This is a genomic window from Alcanivorax sp. (assembly GCF_040119285.1).
Classification (GTDB): domain Bacteria; phylum Pseudomonadota; class Gammaproteobacteria; order Pseudomonadales; family Alcanivoracaceae; genus Alcanivorax.
The window spans coordinates 16,912-33,515 of the sequence record NZ_JBEDTY010000014.1 but is presented as its reverse complement, the minus strand read 5'-3'; the positions used below and the strand labels follow the sequence as shown (position 1 = coordinate 33,515).

At 56.0% G+C, this 16,604-nt stretch carries 14 protein-coding genes; 7 read left to right on the top strand and 7 right to left on the bottom strand.

What is annotated here, in order from left to right:
• Positions 1-23: 23 nt before the first annotated feature.
• From fis to ABNH10_RS04425, 5 genes are all read left to right on the top strand, one after another.
• Complete coding sequence (gene fis, locus ABNH10_RS04445; protein WP_007148571.1) at positions 24-308, top strand: DNA-binding transcriptional regulator Fis; 285 nt, start codon at positions 24-26, stop codon at positions 306-308.
• A gap of 94 nt (positions 309-402) precedes the next feature.
• The gene (gene purH, locus ABNH10_RS04440; RefSeq protein WP_349384909.1) at positions 403-1,968 is read left to right on the top strand and encodes a bifunctional phosphoribosylaminoimidazolecarboxamide formyltransferase/IMP cyclohydrolase; all 1,566 of its coding nucleotides are present in this window, start codon (positions 403-405) and stop codon (positions 1,966-1,968) included.
• Between the two features lie 126 nt (positions 1,969-2,094).
• Positions 2,095-3,381: a phosphoribosylamine--glycine ligase gene (purD, locus tag ABNH10_RS04435; protein WP_349384908.1), complete on the top strand. Its 1,287-nt coding sequence runs from the start codon at positions 2,095-2,097 to the stop codon at positions 3,379-3,381.
• A 71-nt stretch (positions 3,382-3,452) separates the two neighbouring features.
• Positions 3,453-4,520 (top strand): cyclic nucleotide-binding domain-containing protein, encoded by a 1,068-nt coding sequence (locus ABNH10_RS04430; protein ID WP_349384907.1) that lies wholly within the window; start codon positions 3,453-3,455, stop codon positions 4,518-4,520.
• Entirely contained in the window at positions 4,480-7,278 is a 2,799-nt protein-coding gene (locus ABNH10_RS04425) for a hybrid sensor histidine kinase/response regulator (protein ID WP_349384906.1), read from the top strand. The genes ABNH10_RS04430 and ABNH10_RS04425 overlap by 41 nt, the downstream gene beginning before the upstream one ends.
• Before the next feature lie 254 nt (positions 7,279-7,532).
• Here ABNH10_RS04425 and ABNH10_RS04420 read toward each other — a convergent pair whose 3' ends face one another.
• Positions 7,533-9,014, bottom strand: a complete 1,482-nt coding sequence (locus ABNH10_RS04420; RefSeq protein ID WP_349384905.1) for a Ycf46 family AAA ATPase — start codon at positions 9,012-9,014, stop codon at positions 7,533-7,535.
• Positions 9,015-9,180: 166 nt separating this feature from the next.
• Here ABNH10_RS04420 and coq7 point away from each other — a divergent pair, with 166 nt between their 5' ends.
• Positions 9,181-9,840: a 2-polyprenyl-3-methyl-6-methoxy-1,4-benzoquinone monooxygenase gene (gene coq7 / locus ABNH10_RS04415; protein ID WP_349384904.1), complete on the top strand. Its 660-nt coding sequence runs from the start codon at positions 9,181-9,183 to the stop codon at positions 9,838-9,840.
• Between the two features lie 103 nt (positions 9,841-9,943).
• Here the strand turns inward: coq7 and speD are convergent, their stop codons facing one another.
• Both speD and ABNH10_RS04405 read right to left on the bottom strand, forming a co-directional pair.
• Entirely contained in the window at positions 9,944-10,750 is an 807-nt protein-coding gene (gene speD, locus ABNH10_RS04410) for an adenosylmethionine decarboxylase (RefSeq protein ID WP_502877114.1), read from the bottom strand.
• A 148-nt stretch (positions 10,751-10,898) separates the two neighbouring features.
• On the bottom strand, positions 10,899-11,315 hold the full coding sequence (locus ABNH10_RS04405; RefSeq protein ID WP_349384903.1) for an OsmC family protein: 417 nt from the start codon (positions 11,313-11,315) through the stop codon (positions 10,899-10,901).
• Positions 11,316-11,638: 323 nt separating this feature from the next.
• On the opposite strand from ABNH10_RS04405, the gene crp reads away from it, so the two are divergent.
• Complete coding sequence (crp, locus tag ABNH10_RS04400; protein WP_349384902.1) at positions 11,639-12,268, top strand: cAMP-activated global transcriptional regulator CRP; 630 nt, start codon at positions 11,639-11,641, stop codon at positions 12,266-12,268.
• 197 nt (positions 12,269-12,465) lie between these two features.
• Here the strand turns inward: crp and trpC are convergent, their stop codons facing one another.
• From trpC to trpE, 4 genes are read right to left on the bottom strand one after another with little or no spacing between them, the layout of a single operon-like run.
• A complete protein-coding gene (trpC, locus tag ABNH10_RS04395) occupies positions 12,466-13,260 on the bottom strand; it encodes an indole-3-glycerol phosphate synthase TrpC (protein ID WP_349384901.1) in 795 nt (264 codons plus the stop codon).
• Between the two features lie 11 nt (positions 13,261-13,271).
• Positions 13,272-14,324, bottom strand: a complete 1,053-nt coding sequence (gene trpD, locus ABNH10_RS04390; RefSeq protein ID WP_349384900.1) for an anthranilate phosphoribosyltransferase — start codon at positions 14,322-14,324, stop codon at positions 13,272-13,274.
• Positions 14,321-14,923 (bottom strand): anthranilate synthase component II, encoded by a 603-nt coding sequence (locus tag ABNH10_RS04385; RefSeq protein ID WP_349384899.1) that lies wholly within the window; start codon positions 14,921-14,923, stop codon positions 14,321-14,323. The genes trpD and ABNH10_RS04385 overlap by 4 nt, the downstream gene beginning before the upstream one ends.
• A complete protein-coding gene (gene trpE, locus ABNH10_RS04380; protein WP_349384898.1) occupies positions 14,923-16,416 on the bottom strand; it encodes an anthranilate synthase component I in 1,494 nt (497 codons plus the stop codon). The genes ABNH10_RS04385 and trpE overlap by 1 nt, the downstream gene beginning before the upstream one ends.
• Positions 16,417-16,604 lie beyond the last annotated feature (188 nt).

Sequence of the window (16,604 nt, the reverse complement as noted above, 5' to 3'; positions counted from 1 at the left end):
CCGCTGCACGGACACTTACTGAAATGAACACCGCTGAAGCACGAAAGCAGCCGCATCTTACTATTGCGCGCAGCGAAACCCACGACACGCTGCGCAATTGTGTGCGACGTTCGCTAAACGATTATTTCAACCAGCTGGACGGCGAAGCCGTGAGCGAGCTCTACCCGATGGTGCTGGCTGAAATGGAAATTCCCCTGCTTGAGAAAGTGCTCGAGTACACCCGTGGTAACCAGACCAAAGCCGCTGAACTGCTGGGCCTGAACCGCGGCACTCTGCGCAAGAAACTCAAGCAGTACGGCCTGTTGTAATACAGACCGGTGACACCAAGGGCAGTGACCACACTGCCCTTTTTTTGTTTCTAGCCCTCGTATTAATTAAGACTACGCAACTTGGTGAAACCCCATGAGCAATGTTGAACGTGCACTGATCAGTGTTTCCGATAAAACCGGTATCGTCGAATTCGCCCAGGCCTTGGCCGACAAGGGCGTGGAACTATTGTCCACAGGCGGGACCTTCAAGAAACTGCAGGAGGCCGGCGTCGCCGTGCGCGAAGTCTCCGACTACACCGGTTTCCCGGAAATGATGGCCGGCCGGGTGAAAACCCTGCACCCGAAAGTGCATGGCGGCATCCTTGGTCGTCGCGGCCAGGACGAGCAGGTCATGGCCGACAACGACATCAGCCCCATTGATCTGGTGGTGGTCAACCTTTACCCCTTCGAGGCCACCGTGGCCAACCCGGATTGCTCTCTGGAAGACGCCATCGAGAACATCGACATTGGCGGCCCGGCCATGGTTCGCTCTGCCGCCAAGAACAATGCCAGCGTTGGCATTGTCACTGACGCCGCCGACTACCAGCGCGTACTCGACGACATGGCCGCCAACAACGGCGGGCTGTCTGATGACTTGCGTTTTGACCTGGCCATCAAGGCGTTCGAACACACCGCCGCCTATGACAGTGCCATCGCCAACTACTTTGGCAAAAAGGTGGGCGAAAACAATGACGACTTTCCGCGTACCATCAACCTGAACTTCGAAAAAACCCAGAATATGCGTTATGGCGAGAACCCGCACCAGAAAGCGGCTTTCTACACCGAGCGCAACCCGGCTCCGGCATCCATCGCCACCGCAAAACAGCTGCAGGGCAAAGAGCTAAGCTACAATAACATTGCCGACACCGACGCCGCGCTAGAATGCGTAAAAGGCTTTACCAAGCCCGCCTGTGTGATCGTCAAGCACGCCAACCCCTGTGGTGTGGCGGTGAGCCTGGATGGCATTACCACAGCCTATGATCTGGCCTTCGCCACCGATACCGAATCCGCCTTCGGCGGCATCATCGCTTTCAACCGCAAACTGGATGCCGCCACCGCCCAGGCCATCGTCGATCGCCAATTTGTGGAAGTGATCATCGCCCCCAGCGTCACCGAAGAAGCCCTGGCCATCACCACCGCTAAGAAAAATGTGCGGGTACTGGTGTGTGGTGAAATGGAGGGTGTAGAGGCTTCCGGCCTGGACTACAAGCGCGTCAACGGCGGGCTGTTGGTGCAAGATCGCGACCTCACAATGATCACCGAAAGTGAATTGAAAGTGGTCACCAAGCGCGCGCCCACCGAAGCCGAAATGCACGACCTGATCTTCGCCTGGAAAGTCGCCAAGTTCGTCAAATCCAATGCCATTGTCTACGCCAAAGACCGTCAGACCATAGGCGTAGGCGCCGGCCAGATGAGCCGAGTGAATTCTGCACGCATCGCGGCTATCAAGGCTGAACATGCCGGCCTGCAAGTGGAGGGCTCGGTGATGGCCTCCGATGCTTTTTTCCCGTTCCGCGACGGCATCGACAACGCCGCCAAGGTAGGGATCAGCTGCGTGATCCAGCCCGGCGGTTCGATCCGTGATGAAGAAGTCATTGCTGCCGCCGATGAAGCCGGCATGGCCATGGTCTTCACCGGCATGCGCCATTTCAGGCATTAACACTGGCCGTCAAACGTCCAACGCATGAAGCGACCCTCCGGTCCCGCGTTGGGCGTCTGGCGTCAAGCTCATCGCCGATCACGACATGCGATCAGGATTAACCATTCATAGCAAATGGATCACCCCATGAAGGTACTCATCATTGGCGGCGGTGGCCGCGAGCATGCGCTGGCATGGAAAGTGGCTCAAGCCGAACAGGTAGAAACTGTCTTCGTTGCTCCCGGCAACGCCGGTACCGCCCGCGAGGCCAAGCTGAAAAATGTGGCCCTGGACGTACTGGATCAACCCGGGCTGCTGGCCTTTGCCAAAGACAATAGCATCGACCTGACCATTGTTGGCCCGGAAGCGCCTCTGGTAGAGGGTTTGGTCGACACCTTCCAGGAAAATGACCTGAAATGCTTCGGCCCGAGCAAGGCGGCGGCGCAACTGGAAGGCTCCAAAGCCTTCACCAAGGATTTTCTGGCTCGCCAGAATATCCCTACCGGCGCCTACGGTAACTTCACTGACATGGATGAGGCATTGGCCTACGTACGCGAACAGGGCGCCCCTATCGTGATCAAGGCCGATGGTCTGGCCGCAGGCAAAGGCGTCATCGTCGCCATGACTCTGCAGGAAGCGGAAGATGCCGTACGCGACATGCTGGACGGCAACAAATTTGGCGATGCCGGCCACCGTGTAGTGATCGAAGAGTTTCTCGAAGGCGAAGAAGCCAGCTTCATCGTCATGGTCGATGGCAAAAACGTTCTGCCCATGGCTACCAGCCAGGATCACAAGCGTGCCGGCGACGGCGACACGGGCCCCAACACCGGCGGCATGGGCGCTTACTCCCCGGCCCCGGTGGTCACCGACGCGGTCTACCAGCGAATCATGGACGAAGTCATCACCCCCACCGTGGAAGGCATGGCCGCCGAGGGCATGCCTTATACTGGCTTCCTGTACGCGGGGCTGATGATCAACCCGGAAGGCGCTCCCAAGGTGATTGAGTATAACTGTCGCTTTGGCGACCCGGAAACCCAGCCAATCATGATGCGCCTGCAATCCGATCTGGCCAGCCTGTGTTTGGCTGCGCTGGAAGGCAAGCTGGACAAGGCCGAGATACGCTGGGACCCGCGACCCACGCTAGGTGTGGTGATGGCCGCTGGCGGCTACCCGGACAGCTACAACAAGGGGGATGCCATCAAGGGGCTGGACCAGGCCGATTCTAATACTGTGAAGGTCTTCCACGCCGGGACCGCCGAAAAAGAGGGCCAAGTCCTCACCAGTGGCGGTCGGGTGCTCTGCGTTACCGGTGTCGGCGACACCGTCGGTGAAGCCCAGGCCAACGCCTACGAAGGTGTGAAGCAGATCACATGGCGTGACGCCCAATACCGTTCCGACATTGGCTACCGTGCAGTCGCACGCGAAAAAGCATAAAGTACAGGCAACTAAGAATTAAAGGTGAGCCGACTCCGGCTCACCCACCCACACACCTTAGGGGGGTTGCCATGTCGAATCAAACGGCGGATATGTCACGTCTTGAGAATTTCATTCCTTTTGACTGCCTGAGCGAATCCCACCGCAATGAAATCCAGGGCCAAATCAACGTCATCAAGATTGGCCCCGGTCGACTCCTGTTCAAGCGCGGCCAAAGCAGCGACAAGGCCTACTTCCTGATTCAAGGTTCACTGGATCTCACCGATGCCAGTTTTCAAGTACGCCATTTTGCCGCTGACGACGATGAAAATTACCTGGCTATCGACAACTACGCCGAACACACCATCAATGCGATAACCGCCGAAGCCACCACTTTGTATGCCATCGACCGCAACAAGCTCGACCTGCTGATGACGTGGACCCAAGCCGCCGAGTCCATGCTTGACGATGAGGGCGATGCAAATGAACGGGACTGGATGGACGCGCTGCTTTCATCGGAACTGTTCTCCGCCGTGCCCCCGGCCATGATCCACAGCCTGTTCGTGAAATTCGAGGAGCGCGAAGTTCAGTTAGGTGAAACCATTGTCCGCGAAGGCGACGACGGCGACATCCTGTTCGTGATCAAACAAGGCAAAGCCATGGTCACCCGCACCAAGGGCGCCAAACAGGAAACCCTCGCCGCCCTTTCTGCTGGCCGTTTTTTTGGTGAAGATGCCCTGATCAGTGACAGCCCCCGTAACGCGACGATCACCATGACCAGCGATGGTATACTCATGTGTCTGGGTAAAAATGATTTCCAAGCGATTCTGCAGGATTCGGTGATTCGCCATCTCACCGAAGACGAGCTGGATACCATGGTGCTGGAGGCCGACACTGCCTGTATTCTGGTGGATGTCCGTTTGCCCATGGAATTCCGCCATGACCGCACTCCCGGTGCCCGCAACCTGCCACTCAATGAATTACGCCGCGCCGTCCAGAGCCTGGAGAAAGATTTTTTCTATGTGGTATGCGGTGATGGTCGACGTAGTGAGCTTGGAGCCTATATCCTCTCCGAAGCAGGCTTGAACGCCTATGTGCTTGACCGGGGAAAACCAGCGGATGCAACAGAAGAAGTCCATACTGAGACTGTACAGGCCTAAACCACTATTCTTTCTCTTGGTGCTGGTCCTGTGGGCCAGCACCAATGCGGTTTTTGCAGATATCCCCCCCCCCTTCGTGGTTCATAGCGAGCCTGATCAAGCGCGCATTACCATCTATTCTGAATATTACCCTGACACCAATGAAGAGGGTGATATCTCCACCATCCGCCAGCCCCCAATCAGCAACCACTTTCAGCCCGCCACTCGCTATATCGAACGATTGGGGATTAGTGATGGCAAATGGTGGGTGCGCGTGGCCCTGCAGAATGAGCTGAGCAACAAGCAGGACTTCGCGCTCACCCTTAAAGGCAACCCGGATGCACGCGTATTCCAGCCCGATTCTGATGGCCATTACCACCAGGCCGGTAAAGAGCAACGCATCCCCGGGCGAGATGTTAGCTACAGGCTACACCTGCCCACCGGCGAGCCGCAGCTGATTTATTTGCAGCTCCAGCCACATGGGCATCTCACCTATGGTCTAACCCTGAACAGCATTAACGCCCACTTGGAAAAACAAAGTGCCTCCACGGCGGTCTACATGGTCCTCACCGGGGCACTGCTCATCCTCGCCATCTACAATCTGATCGCCGGCATCATGCGTGGAGGAAAAACCTACTTTTACCATTGCGGTTTTATTCTCGGCATTCTCGCCATCAGTCTAATCTTGGCAGGGTTTCTTCCCCTCTCACTGACAGAAAACAGCTCCGTTCAACCTCGCATCCTGTTCACCATGATGATGCTCACTCTATTTTCCACCGCCGGAGTGGCACGCTCCTTCTTCGATCTTTCAGAGATAGCCCCGCTTTTGCATCGCAGCACCCAATTGTTGAAATGGGGAGCATTGGCTCTGATACCCCTGACATTAGTATTGCCGGTTACCTTGGCAGCCAGTATCAGCTTCGTCAGCGTGAGTTTGGCTGCCTTTTTATTACTGTTCCTGGGCTATACCTGTTGGCATTGGGAGTTAAATGGCGGTGGGCTATTTTTTTTTACTACCGTGCTGGTGAGCGGCCCTACCATGCTAGTGTGCCTTGCCTACCTGGGTGTTCTGCAAACCAATGCAGAACTGCCACAGTGGTTGCTGGCCAGCACCATCCTGGAAGCGGTAACGTTGGGGGTCGGCTTGAGGGTCAGCCATCGCCACCGGGCGCTCCTTCATATCGAACAAACGCGCTCACAAGCCGTGGCGGAAACCGTGGATGCCACCCGCCGAGAAACCCTGTCCCGGATCGGCCATGATGTACGTACTCCTCTCAGCGGCATTCTCGGCATGGCGGAAATCCTCGCTGACACCCCGCTAACACCCAACCAGCGTGAATGCGTGAGTTCCATCCAGAATGCCGGCGACAATCTGCTGCGCATCATCAATGACGTGCTTGAGCACTCCCAGCTTTCCACCCGTGGCACAGACATCAACCATAGCGTACTGGATATCCACGACCTGATCATGGAAGCCATCGACCTGTTCAAGGAGCGGTCCGAAGAAAAACAGATCGAATTGATTACTCATGTACATACCAACGTGCCCACCCGGGTCATCGGGGATGCCGGACGGCTACGCCAGATCGTCACCAATCTTATGGGCGCCCTGATTCGCCACGGCCACCCCGGCGAACTGGTAGTCGACGTATCCATGGAGCCCACCGGCCAGGCCGACCGGGTCCGCTTCGGGTTCACCGGCAGCGCCATGAGCGAAGAAACCCTTAACCGGCTTCGAGACAACCAAAAACAGAGTGAAAGCAGCCACTTGAGCCTAGCCATTGCTGAGCAGCTAGTAGAGGTGCTGGGCGGACGGCTAGGCACCTTGCGAGATAACAGAGATGTGCATTACTGGTTCGTGGTTCCACTACCGGCGGAAAACTCCCCAACGCCAAGCTCAAACGTGGATACCTCCCAGCTCGCTGGACGCAGCCTGCTGGTCGTCGACGATTCCACCACAGTAACTCGAGTACTGCGTCACCACGCCCTGTCCTGGGGCATGCGCGTCACGGCTTGCCACGACCCCCGCGAAGCACTCGCCTCATTGCGTACCCAAGCCAATATCAATGAACCGTACGATATCGTGGTTCTTGATCACCACATGCCCGGCATGGATGGCATGCAGCTGGCTGCTCGTATCCATGAAGACCCGGTGATTGTGCATCCCACCGTGCTAGTAATGCTCACCGGCATCAACAACGCCCCCACCGCCACTCAGGCTCGTAACGTGGGGATCCACCGGGTGCTCTCAAAACCCGTTTCCGCTCCGCGGCTGCGCCAAGCCTTGGCAGAAGAGTTGGGGCTAGGCAAGCAGTCTCCAGACTCACCGCCCCAACCTCCCCACCAACCGGACCCTGGCCTGAAATTGCTGGTGGCGGAAGACCACTATCTGAGTCAGAAAGTGATTCGCGGTATGCTCGGCAAATTAGGCCTGAAAGCAGACATCGCCTCCAACGGCAAAGAAGCTTTGGAACTGGCCAGCAAAACGCGTTACGACCTAATTTTGATGGATTGCGAAATGCCTGAGATGGATGGCTTCGAAGCCACCCGAATGATTCGAGAGCACGAGCAAAAACAAGCCTTGCCGGCGGTGCCGATTGTGGCCCTGACCGCCCACATTTTGCGTGAGCACAAAGACCGCAGCCTGGCCGCCGGCATGAATGCCCATCTGCCCAAACCCGTAGAACTCAATGTGTTACGCGATACGCTGGTACGCTTCACTCAGACTCACAAAACGGATGCAACACCACAGCTCGCCAACGACGGCACACCCGACTAAACAAGCGGCGCACTGGAACCTGGAGGCCCGCCCTAATAAGGAACTGCTGAATAACGCCTTGCGTACTCAGCATGGCCACAAGGCTAGCCGGTTATGTTTTGTCCCGACGGGTAAAGCGGCTCTCTTTCCTAACGACAAAGCACTGCAGATGTGTCCTTCAGCCCCCGCTCTCTGTGTCCCGTGTATAGATTGCGAGCCGCCTTGAAAGGCTGAGTCCACAAGGCGTTATTCAGCAGTTCTCTAACAAATCAGAGTCACCCCCCGGCACTGACCGCTCGCCCCTGACACCACTGCCGCAGGCGGCCCAGCGATTCCGCCATGGTCACCGACAATGGCACCGTGGCCGCCAGCTCCGCTTCCAGCAAGGTCTGATCCAGGGGCTGATTTCCTGCCCCTGCACTGTATAACCCGGCCACCACTGCCTGCTCTATTTCGGCGCCAGTAAAACCATCGCTGCACTGAGCTAAACGCGACAAATCGAAGGCCGTGGCCTGCTGCCCACGTTTGTTCAGGTGGATGCAAAAAATGTCTTCACGCACCTCACAGGAAGGCAAATCAACAAAGAAAATTTCGTCCAGTCGTCCCTTGCGAATAAGCTCTGGGGGCAACCGTTCAATATCGTTAGCCGTCGCCACCATAAATACTTTGCTGCGGTTTTCTGCCATCCACGTTAACAACGTGCCCAGCACCCGGCGGGAAGTACCCCCATCGTTATCTCCTACCGCAATGCCCTTCTCGATTTCGTCTATCCACAACACACAAGGCGACATAGTTTCCGCCATGGCCAAGGCCTCACGCACATTACGCTCGGACTCACCGAAAAATTTGTTGTATATGGCGCCCATATCCAACCGCAACAATGGTAAACCCCATAGCCCCGCCACCGACTTGGCGGCCAAGCTTTTACCTCCACCCTGCACACCTACCAGCATCACCCCACGGGGCGAGTCGATGCCTTGGACCGGACTATCATGAAAGGCGCCTTCGCGCTTGCCCAACCAATCTTTCAGGCCCTGCAGCCCCCCCACATTGGCAAAGCTGTCGGTGTCGTATTCATAGCTAAGCACCCCGTCCATTTCCATTAGTGCAAACTTGGCCTTATTCACCTCCGGCAAATCCTCCTCGGTGATAGCCCCATCATGGATAATGGCCCCACGGGCCAATTTGCGAGCATCCTCCACGCTCAACCCGCGCAGATTGCGCACCAACCGATCCAATGAAGCTCTGTCGGCACGAACCCGCTCGCCGCGTTCCTTTTTGAAGCGGCGCGCTTCGTCCTGAACAATATGCTCCAGCTGCTTTTCATCCGGCATGGACAATTTAAAACGTGTGCAATAGCGGCGTAACTCAGGCGGGATGGTGAATTCGTGGCTAACCAGCACCAGGGTGTGGTGTAAACGCTCATGATGGAGCGCGATTTCCTTGATCAAGCGTATAGGCTTTGGCTCCCCGTCCAGGTAGGGGTGCAAATCACACAGCGCATAGATGCCCGGCTCGTTAGTAGCGCGGATCTGTCCCAGCATGGCATCGGGCTCAATGGTGTGTTTTTGGCTGGGGCTCTGTTCCAACTCCAGCCTGCGTAAGCCATCCACCGCATTCCAGGCAAACACTGGTCTGCCCTCACGCATGCCCAAGCGACGAATCAAATCCAGCGCCCGCAGCTCTTCCCAGGTTTCAATCACCACAATGGGATAGCGGGACTCCAACAGCATCTTCAGGTCATTCAGGTCACTCATGCATTATTGCTTGCACGCTTCACGCAATACGCTGGCACACAGGCCCTTGTTATGTTGTCTAGTCGGTAGGGTGCTTCAATTCAGCCATTCTTAGGCTACACTAGGAGCCACTCACTTTTCACGCGTGCAAGCCTGTGGCTTGCTTGCCTGCCAGCGATAATTTGCCATGACTGAACGCCGACTGTCTCCACTGGACAAGCTACTCGCCCGCGCTGATAACGCCCTGCGCACCCTAACCCCTGGCACCACCAAGGCAGAGCGAACGCCCGCCCATGCCGCTCCAGTCGCGGACGCCCCGGAAGCCGGCACCCTGCCCAGCGACCAGCGCCGACACGTGCTGGGGCTAATGCGTATTAACCATACCGGAGAAGTCTGCGCCCAGGCGCTCTATCAAGGCCAAGCCAGTACCGCCAGCCTGCCGCATATTCGCCACGCCATGGAAGAATCCGCACGGGAAGAGGAAGACCATCTAGCCTGGTGCGAAGAGCGCATTCAGGAGCTCGGCGGCGTGCCCAGCAAGCTTAATCCGCTGTTCTATGCGATGAGCTATGCAGTGGGCGCCACCGCTGGCCTGATCGGCGACCGCTGGAGCCTAGGCTTTGTCACCGAAACAGAGAATCAAGTAGTCAAACACCTGGAATCCCACCTGTACCAGGTGCCAGAAAGCGACCTGCGCACCCGCGCCATTCTTGCGCAAATGAAAACCGACGAACTCAAGCACGCGGTCACCGCCAAGGACGCCGGCGGCGCCGAGCTCCCCCCACCGGTACGCCACGCCATGACGCTAATGAGTAAGGTGATGACATTCACCACCTACAGGATCTAATCAACGCTCTAACCACGCTGTAGCGGCGTTTAACAACAAAAAAGCCGCACTCTTTGGGTGCGGCTTTCTTATTCTGCGCGTTGCGTGAAACCTTATTGTGGGCTTATCCCAAGTTACGGCTATAGAAAATTTCCAGCATCTCTGTCTTCAGCCGCTCTTCAATCTGGTCTAACTCGGTTTGCTCGAACTCATCGCTACCGGCGCCAAACAGGTAGTTATCAATATCGAAGTCCTTCAGCAGCATCTTGGTGTGGAAGATATTTTCCTGATACACATTCACGTCGATCATCTGATAAGCGTTCTGGGTATCTTCCGTCAGGAAGTTCTGGATCGAATTGATATCGTGATCAATGTAGTGCTTGGTGCCATCCAGATCACGAGTCATTCCACGCACCCGGTAATCCACGGTGACAATATCGGAATCGAAGCTGTGGATCAGGTAGTTCAGCGCACGCAGCGGGGAGATCACCCCACAGGTCGACACGTCCACATCTACTCGAAAAGTGGAGATACCATTATCCGGGTGCGACTCTGGATAGGTATGTACCGTCACATGGCTCTTATCCAAGTGAGCAACGACCGTCTCTGGCAACGGCCCCGGCGCTTCTTCGTCCCAGTCAGTTCCAACGGGTGGTGTTTCATGCTCAGCAATCAGCATGGTCACGCTGGCACCCTGAGGCTCATAATCCTGGCGGGCTACATTCAGAATGTTGGCGCCAATGATTTTGGTTACGTTGGTGAGAATCTCGGTGAGACGCTCCGCGTTATACAACTCGTCAATATATTCGATATATTCCTGACGGTGCTGTTCTGTCTTTGCGTAAGCGATATCAAAAATATTAAAACTCAAGGATTTGGTCAGGTTATTAAAACCGTGAACCGTAATCTTGGGATTGGGATCTTTCACCACAGCCGTACCCTATGGGCGTTTCATCGCCACGTTAAGACAAACACACCACCGCAACCTTTGCGGCTACCTTGTTTGCAACACCCCCATAGGTGCCGCCAATCACCGGCTTGGCCGGTGCATTGCATTACCAAGACGCCCGCTGGGCACCTCAGTCTTCAATAATATAACTATGAGTGATCTCGACACCACCGCGTGTCAGCATGATGCTGGCAGAACAGTATTTCTCTGCCGACAGCTCGACCGCCCTTTTCACATGGGCTTCCTTCAAGCTGTTACCGCTGACAATAAAATGCAGGTGAATCTTGCTAAACACCGCAGGCACTTCATCAGCACGCTCTGCGGTCAGCTCACACTGGCAGTCGGTCACGTCCTGGCGAGATTTCTTGAGAATATGAATCACATCAAAGGAAGAACAGCCACCCACCCCCAGCAGCAGGGTCTCCATGGGGCGCGGCCCACGGTTCTGACCACCATGATCCGGCGGGCCATCCATCAGCACCTTATGGCCACTTTCTGTCTCCGCCTCATAGCAGGCGTCACCCTGCCACTTAACCACTGCTTTCATGGTGATCTCCTAGTCTGTCACCCCATCTCAAACGCAAGCCGAACGCCTGATTACGCCCACTGCTAAAGGGGGCGCAGAGTACCATAGCATGGGCCCCACGCCACCCCTTTCACGACGGAGTAGCGGGAATATTTTCCCCGTCTCCAGCCACGCAAGGCAACCCTATTTTTTATCTAAAATTCCTTTATTAACAAAGATTTATCCAGTATTTTCCATGTGGATACTAAGATCAAGAATCCCTCCCCTTGGCATAACTCATAAAAACAGGCAATATCCATAGGCTTATAACTAAGACATTTTTCTGGCTTCAAGACTGAGCGCCCATGACAAACGGCAACAAAATCATCCCAAATCTGGACCACTTTTTGGCCCAGTGCCACCGCCGCAAGTACCCGGCGAAGAGCACCATCATCTATGCTGGTGATGAATCGGATGCGCTGTATTACATCCTGAAAGGCTCTGTGACGGTCATGATCGAGGACGACGATGGTCGCGAGATGATCATGGCGTACCTTAATGAAGGGGATTTCTTCGGTGAGATGGGTCTATTTGAAAACGACCCCTCTCGCTCTGCTTGGGTAAAAGCCAAGACAGAATGTGAAGTTGCCGAAGTTAGTTACCCAAAATTTCGGCAGCTGGCACGTGAAGACGCAGACATCCTGTTCACAGTATCCGCCCAAATCGCTGGCCGCCTACGCGCTACCACTCGCAAAGTAGGCGATCTGGCATTCCTGGATGTCACCGGCCGTGTCGCGGGCACCCTGCTTGACCTGTGCAAGCAGCCCGACGCCATGACGCACCCGGACGGCATGCAGATCAAAGTCACTCGCCAGGAAATCGGTCGCATCGTCGGTTGCTCTCGGGAAATGGTAGGCCGGGTACTTAAAAACCTGGAAGAACAGGGCTTGGTCTCCGTAAAGGGCAAGACCATGGTGGTCTACGGCACCCGGTAACAATGGAACATTGATAGTGGACAGTTGATAGCGTCGCGAACGACATCAAAGGATCATAAAGCAAGGGGCGCCCCCAAGCGATTGGGTGCGGGGCTTCTTTCGTTTGAAGATAACAACGCGGTTTCACATCCACGGCGGCTGTCGGCTGGCGCCGCTTCGCAGCTAAGCCTACCTACAAAACCACGCAACCTTTGCGCTCAAAAGAACAACTTCTTGAGTTCAGCGCCCGGGTCTTCGGCACGCATAAAGGCTTCGCCTACCAGGAAACTATGGATGCCGTTGTTACGCATCAGCTTCACGTCCGCACTGGAGTGGATACCGCTCTCGGTAACCACCATACGATCCCCCGGCACCTGTTGAGCCAGAGTCAACGTAGTATTCAGGCTGGTCTCGAAGGTATGCAAATTACGGTTGTTGATGCCGATGAGTTCTGCGTTCAACGCTATCGCCCGCTGCAATTCCTCTTCCGTGTGCACTTCCACCAACACATCGCATCCGGCCTGTTGAGCAGCATGATATAACTCATCCATTTGCGCATCGGACAGCGCTGCCGCAATTAACAACACCGCATCCGCTCCCATGGCTCGGGACTCAAAAATCTGCCACGGATCGATCATGAAATCCTTGCGCAACACCGGCAGGTTTACCGCGTTACGAGCTGCACGCAAGTAATGTTCATCGCCCTGGAAAAAATCCTTGTCAGTAAGTACCGACAGACAAGCCGCACCGTTAGCTTCGTAGCTGCGGGCAATCGATACCGGATCAAAATCATCACGGATCACGCCCTTGCTGGGAGAGGCTTTTTTGATCTCCGCAATCACCGCCGGCTGATGCTCTTTCACCCGACCGAACAGGCTGGCAATAAACCCACGTGCCTTGCGCTGGTTGTCTGCCATGGACTGTAGATCACCCAGCGTATAATCGTTCTTGCCAACGGCAATCTCTTCCTGCTTGCGGGCGATAATCTTATCGAGAATAGTGCCTGTGCTCATAACCTCGCTCCTTAATGGGATTCGTCGCCAACCTTGAGGGCCGTGCTGAACTGGGCCAGCTCGCGCATGCGCTCTCCCGCTTCTCCATTGTGGATCAGGTCTTCCGCCATGCTGACCCCTTCCTTGTGAGTGCGAGTAATACCACTGACATAAATGGCCGCCCCCGCGTTCAGGGCAATCATGTCTGCAGCCTTGCAAGCCGCTTCTGTGGTGCGCTTGCCAAACGCATCCTTGATCAGCGCCAAAGACGCTTTTGAGTCAGTTACATCAAGGCCGACCAGGGAATCGGACTCCAGCCCAAGATCTTCCGGTGTCAGGTCGTACTCTTTCACCTCACCATCTCTGAACTCCGCCACATGGGTACGCGCCGCCAGGCTGATCTCATCCAGGCCGTCTTTACTGTGCACCACCATGATGTGCTCGCCACCCAGGCGCCCCATGACTTCCGCCAGCGGACGACACAGCCTTTCCGAGAATACGCCCATCACCAAGCGCTGAACCCCGGCCGGGTTGGTCATTGGGCCGAGAATATTAAACAGAGTACGCATACCCAGCTCCTTGCGCGGCCCCACGGCATACTTCATGGCCTTGTGATGGTTCGGCGCAAACATGAAGCCGACACCAACATTGTCCACACATTGGCCAATTTGTGCCGGGCTTAGGTCCAGCGCAATACCCGCTGTTTCCAGCAAATCAGCGGAGCCACTTTGCGAGCTCACCGAACGGCCCCCGTGCTTGGCCACATGGGCACCCGCAGCAGCAGCCACAAAACTACTGGCAGTGGACACATTGAACAAATTGGCACCATCGCCGCCGGTCCCGACGATGTCCACCAGATACTGACGGTTCTCCACCGTCACTCCGGTGACCAGCTCTCGCATAACCATAACGGCGCCGGTAATTTCATCCAGAGATTCGCTTTTCATCCGCAGGCCGACCATCAGTGCACCAATCTGTGCATCGGTGGCGCCACCGGTCATCACCTGGCCCATCACATCGCGCATTTCCTCGATGCTCAAATCAATATTATCGACCACTTTGGCCAGCGCTTGCGGAATATTCATGCCCCTTCCCCCTGCTCATCCAGCTTTAAAAAATTCTCAAGCAGGGCATGACCGTGCTCACTCAAAATGGACTCAGGGTGATATTGCACCCCTTCAATCGGCAGCGTCTTGTGACGCATACCCATGATTTCATCGATGCTGCCATCGTCTTTCAGAGTCCAGGCCGTCATTTCCAAACAATCCGGCAGGCTGTCTTTTTCCACTACCAGAGAATGGTAGCGAGTCGCCGTATAGGGCGATGGCAAATCACGGAACACGCCCACAACATTGTGGTAAATCGGCGAAGTTTTACCATGCATCACTTGGCGAGCCCGAATCACTTTTCCACCAAACGCTTGCCCAATCGCCTGATGCCCCAAACACACACCAAGAATCGGCAGCTTGCCTGCAAAGTGCTTAATCGCTGTGAGGGAGATACCCGCTTCATTGGGGGTACAAGGGCCGGGGGAAATCATCAACCGATCAGGGCTCAGCTGTTCAATCTCTTCCAGGCTAATCTGGTCGTTGCGATGCACCAGCACCTCAGCACCCAGCTCCTGCAGATACTGCACCAGGTTGTAGGTAAAACTGTCGTAATTATCGATCATCAGCACGCGCATTATTGCTGCCCTCCGTCTGCCAGGTTGAGACCACCCAATGCCATGTTTACCGCCCGGAATATTGCTCGGGCCTTGTTCATGGTCTCGTCCCATTCAGACTGCGGCACGGAGTCGGCCACAATTCCTGCCCCAGCCTGCACGTACAGGCGTTGATCCTTAATCACCGCGGTACGGATAGCGATGGCCGTATCCATATCGCCATTAAAGCCGATATACCCCACCGCACCCCCATAAACCCCACGCTTGGTGGGCTCCAGCTCGTCGATGATTTCCATGGCACGAATCTTCGGCGCACCGCTCAGGGTGCCCGCCGGGAAGGTAGCACGCAGTACATCCAATGGCCCCAGATCTTCACGCAGCTCGCCGTCCACATTGGACACGATATGCATCACGTGGGAATAACGTTCCACGACCATCTGGTCGGAAACCTCCACCTTGCCCGCCTTGGAGACACGGCCAATATCGTTGCGCCCCAAATCAATCAGCATCAGGTGCTCGGCAATTTCCTTGGGGTCCGCCAGCAAGTCTTTTTCCAGTGCCAAATCTTCCGCTTCATTGGCACCGCGTTTGCGCGTGCCCGCCAGTGGTCGCACTGTGGTTCGCCCCTGCTCAGCGCGAGCCAGAATTTCCGGCGAAGAGCCGGCGATATGAAAATCCTCCAGATCCAGATAGAACATGTAAGGCGATGGATTCAGATAACGCAGGGCACGATACAAATCCAGCGCCGGCGCCTGGAACGGACAACTCATGCGCTGGGACGGCACCACCTGCATCACGTCCCCCGCCAGGATGTACTCGCGGATGGTTTCCACACCCGCCTTGAAAGCGTCTTGCGGAAATTCATGGTGGAAATCGTTTTCGTCCACTGGCTCGCCGTAAACGGTATGTGCCGGCTCCGACAAGGGAGCGCGCAGCTGGCTTTCCAACGCCTCTAGCCGCTGCTCGGCGCGCATCAGCACCCCCTCTTCTGTCGGGTCCACATGCACCACCAGGAACAGCGCCCCGCGCAGGTTATCGAAAACCACCACCTCCTCAGACCGCATCAGCAGGATATCGGGAACGCCCAGCACATCCTCGCCAGGTGCCGGCCCCAGGCGTGGCTCGAAATACCGCACGCTGTCGTAGCCGAAATACCCCACCAGGCCGCCATTAAAGCGGGGCAAGCCCTCCAGGTCCGGGCTACGGTAGGCTTGGCGATAGTCTTCCACCCAAGCAATAGGATCAGCCACTTCGTACTGCTGACGCCCCTCTGGGCCATCGACCTGCACCTGCTGGCCAGTAATCCGCACCACCTCGATGGCCGGCAGGCCAATAATGGAATATCGGCCCCAACGCTCGCCCCCCTGCACCGATTCAAACAGGTAAGTATAGGGACCCGACGCCAGCTTGCGATAGGCAGACAACGGCGTATCCAGATCCGCCAATACTTCGCGAACCACGGGCACCCGGGTATAGCCCTGCTGGGCAAAACGATCCAGTTCTTGTGGTGACATAATTGTCCTTAGCATTTCGCTACGGCCCAGCACGTGGGCGGACCGCGATCTAGAGCAATAATTGTAGAGGAAAAATAATCAAAAGACGTGTCAGTACAGACACAGGGAGAGCATCACCATCGCCAGCGGGCAGGTGTGAGGAGGAAAAGCGGATTGTCGCTCAGGGCACAGTCCAAGGGGCGTCCTTT

Excerpts from the sequence above, each read along its gene's own strand:
- fis (WP_007148571.1), top strand. The coding sequence starts at position 24 with ATGAACACCGCTGAAGCACGAAAGCAGCCGCATCTTACTATTGCGCGC.
- purH (WP_349384909.1), top strand. The coding sequence starts at position 403 with ATGAGCAATGTTGAACGTGCACTGATCAGTGTTTCCGATAAAACCGGT.
- purD (WP_349384908.1), top strand. The coding sequence starts at position 2,095 with ATGAAGGTACTCATCATTGGCGGCGGTGGCCGCGAGCATGCGCTGGCA.
- ABNH10_RS04430 (WP_349384907.1), top strand. The coding sequence starts at position 3,453 with ATGTCGAATCAAACGGCGGATATGTCACGTCTTGAGAATTTCATTCCT.
- ABNH10_RS04425 (WP_349384906.1), top strand. The coding sequence starts at position 4,480 with ATGCAACAGAAGAAGTCCATACTGAGACTGTACAGGCCTAAACCACTA.
- ABNH10_RS04420 (WP_349384905.1), bottom strand. The coding sequence starts at position 9,014 with ATGAGTGACCTGAATGACCTGAAGATGCTGTTGGAGTCCCGCTATCCC.
- coq7 (WP_349384904.1), top strand. The coding sequence starts at position 9,181 with ATGACTGAACGCCGACTGTCTCCACTGGACAAGCTACTCGCCCGCGCT.
- ABNH10_RS04405 (WP_349384903.1), bottom strand. The coding sequence starts at position 11,315 with ATGAAAGCAGTGGTTAAGTGGCAGGGTGACGCCTGCTATGAGGCGGAG.
- crp (WP_349384902.1), top strand. The coding sequence starts at position 11,639 with ATGACAAACGGCAACAAAATCATCCCAAATCTGGACCACTTTTTGGCC.
- trpC (WP_349384901.1), bottom strand. The coding sequence starts at position 13,260 with ATGAGCACAGGCACTATTCTCGATAAGATTATCGCCCGCAAGCAGGAA.
- trpD (WP_349384900.1), bottom strand. The coding sequence starts at position 14,324 with ATGAATATTCCGCAAGCGCTGGCCAAAGTGGTCGATAATATTGATTTG.
- ABNH10_RS04385 (WP_349384899.1), bottom strand. The coding sequence starts at position 14,923 with ATGCGCGTGCTGATGATCGATAATTACGACAGTTTTACCTACAACCTG.
- trpE (WP_349384898.1), bottom strand. The coding sequence starts at position 16,416 with ATGTCACCACAAGAACTGGATCGTTTTGCCCAGCAGGGCTATACCCGG.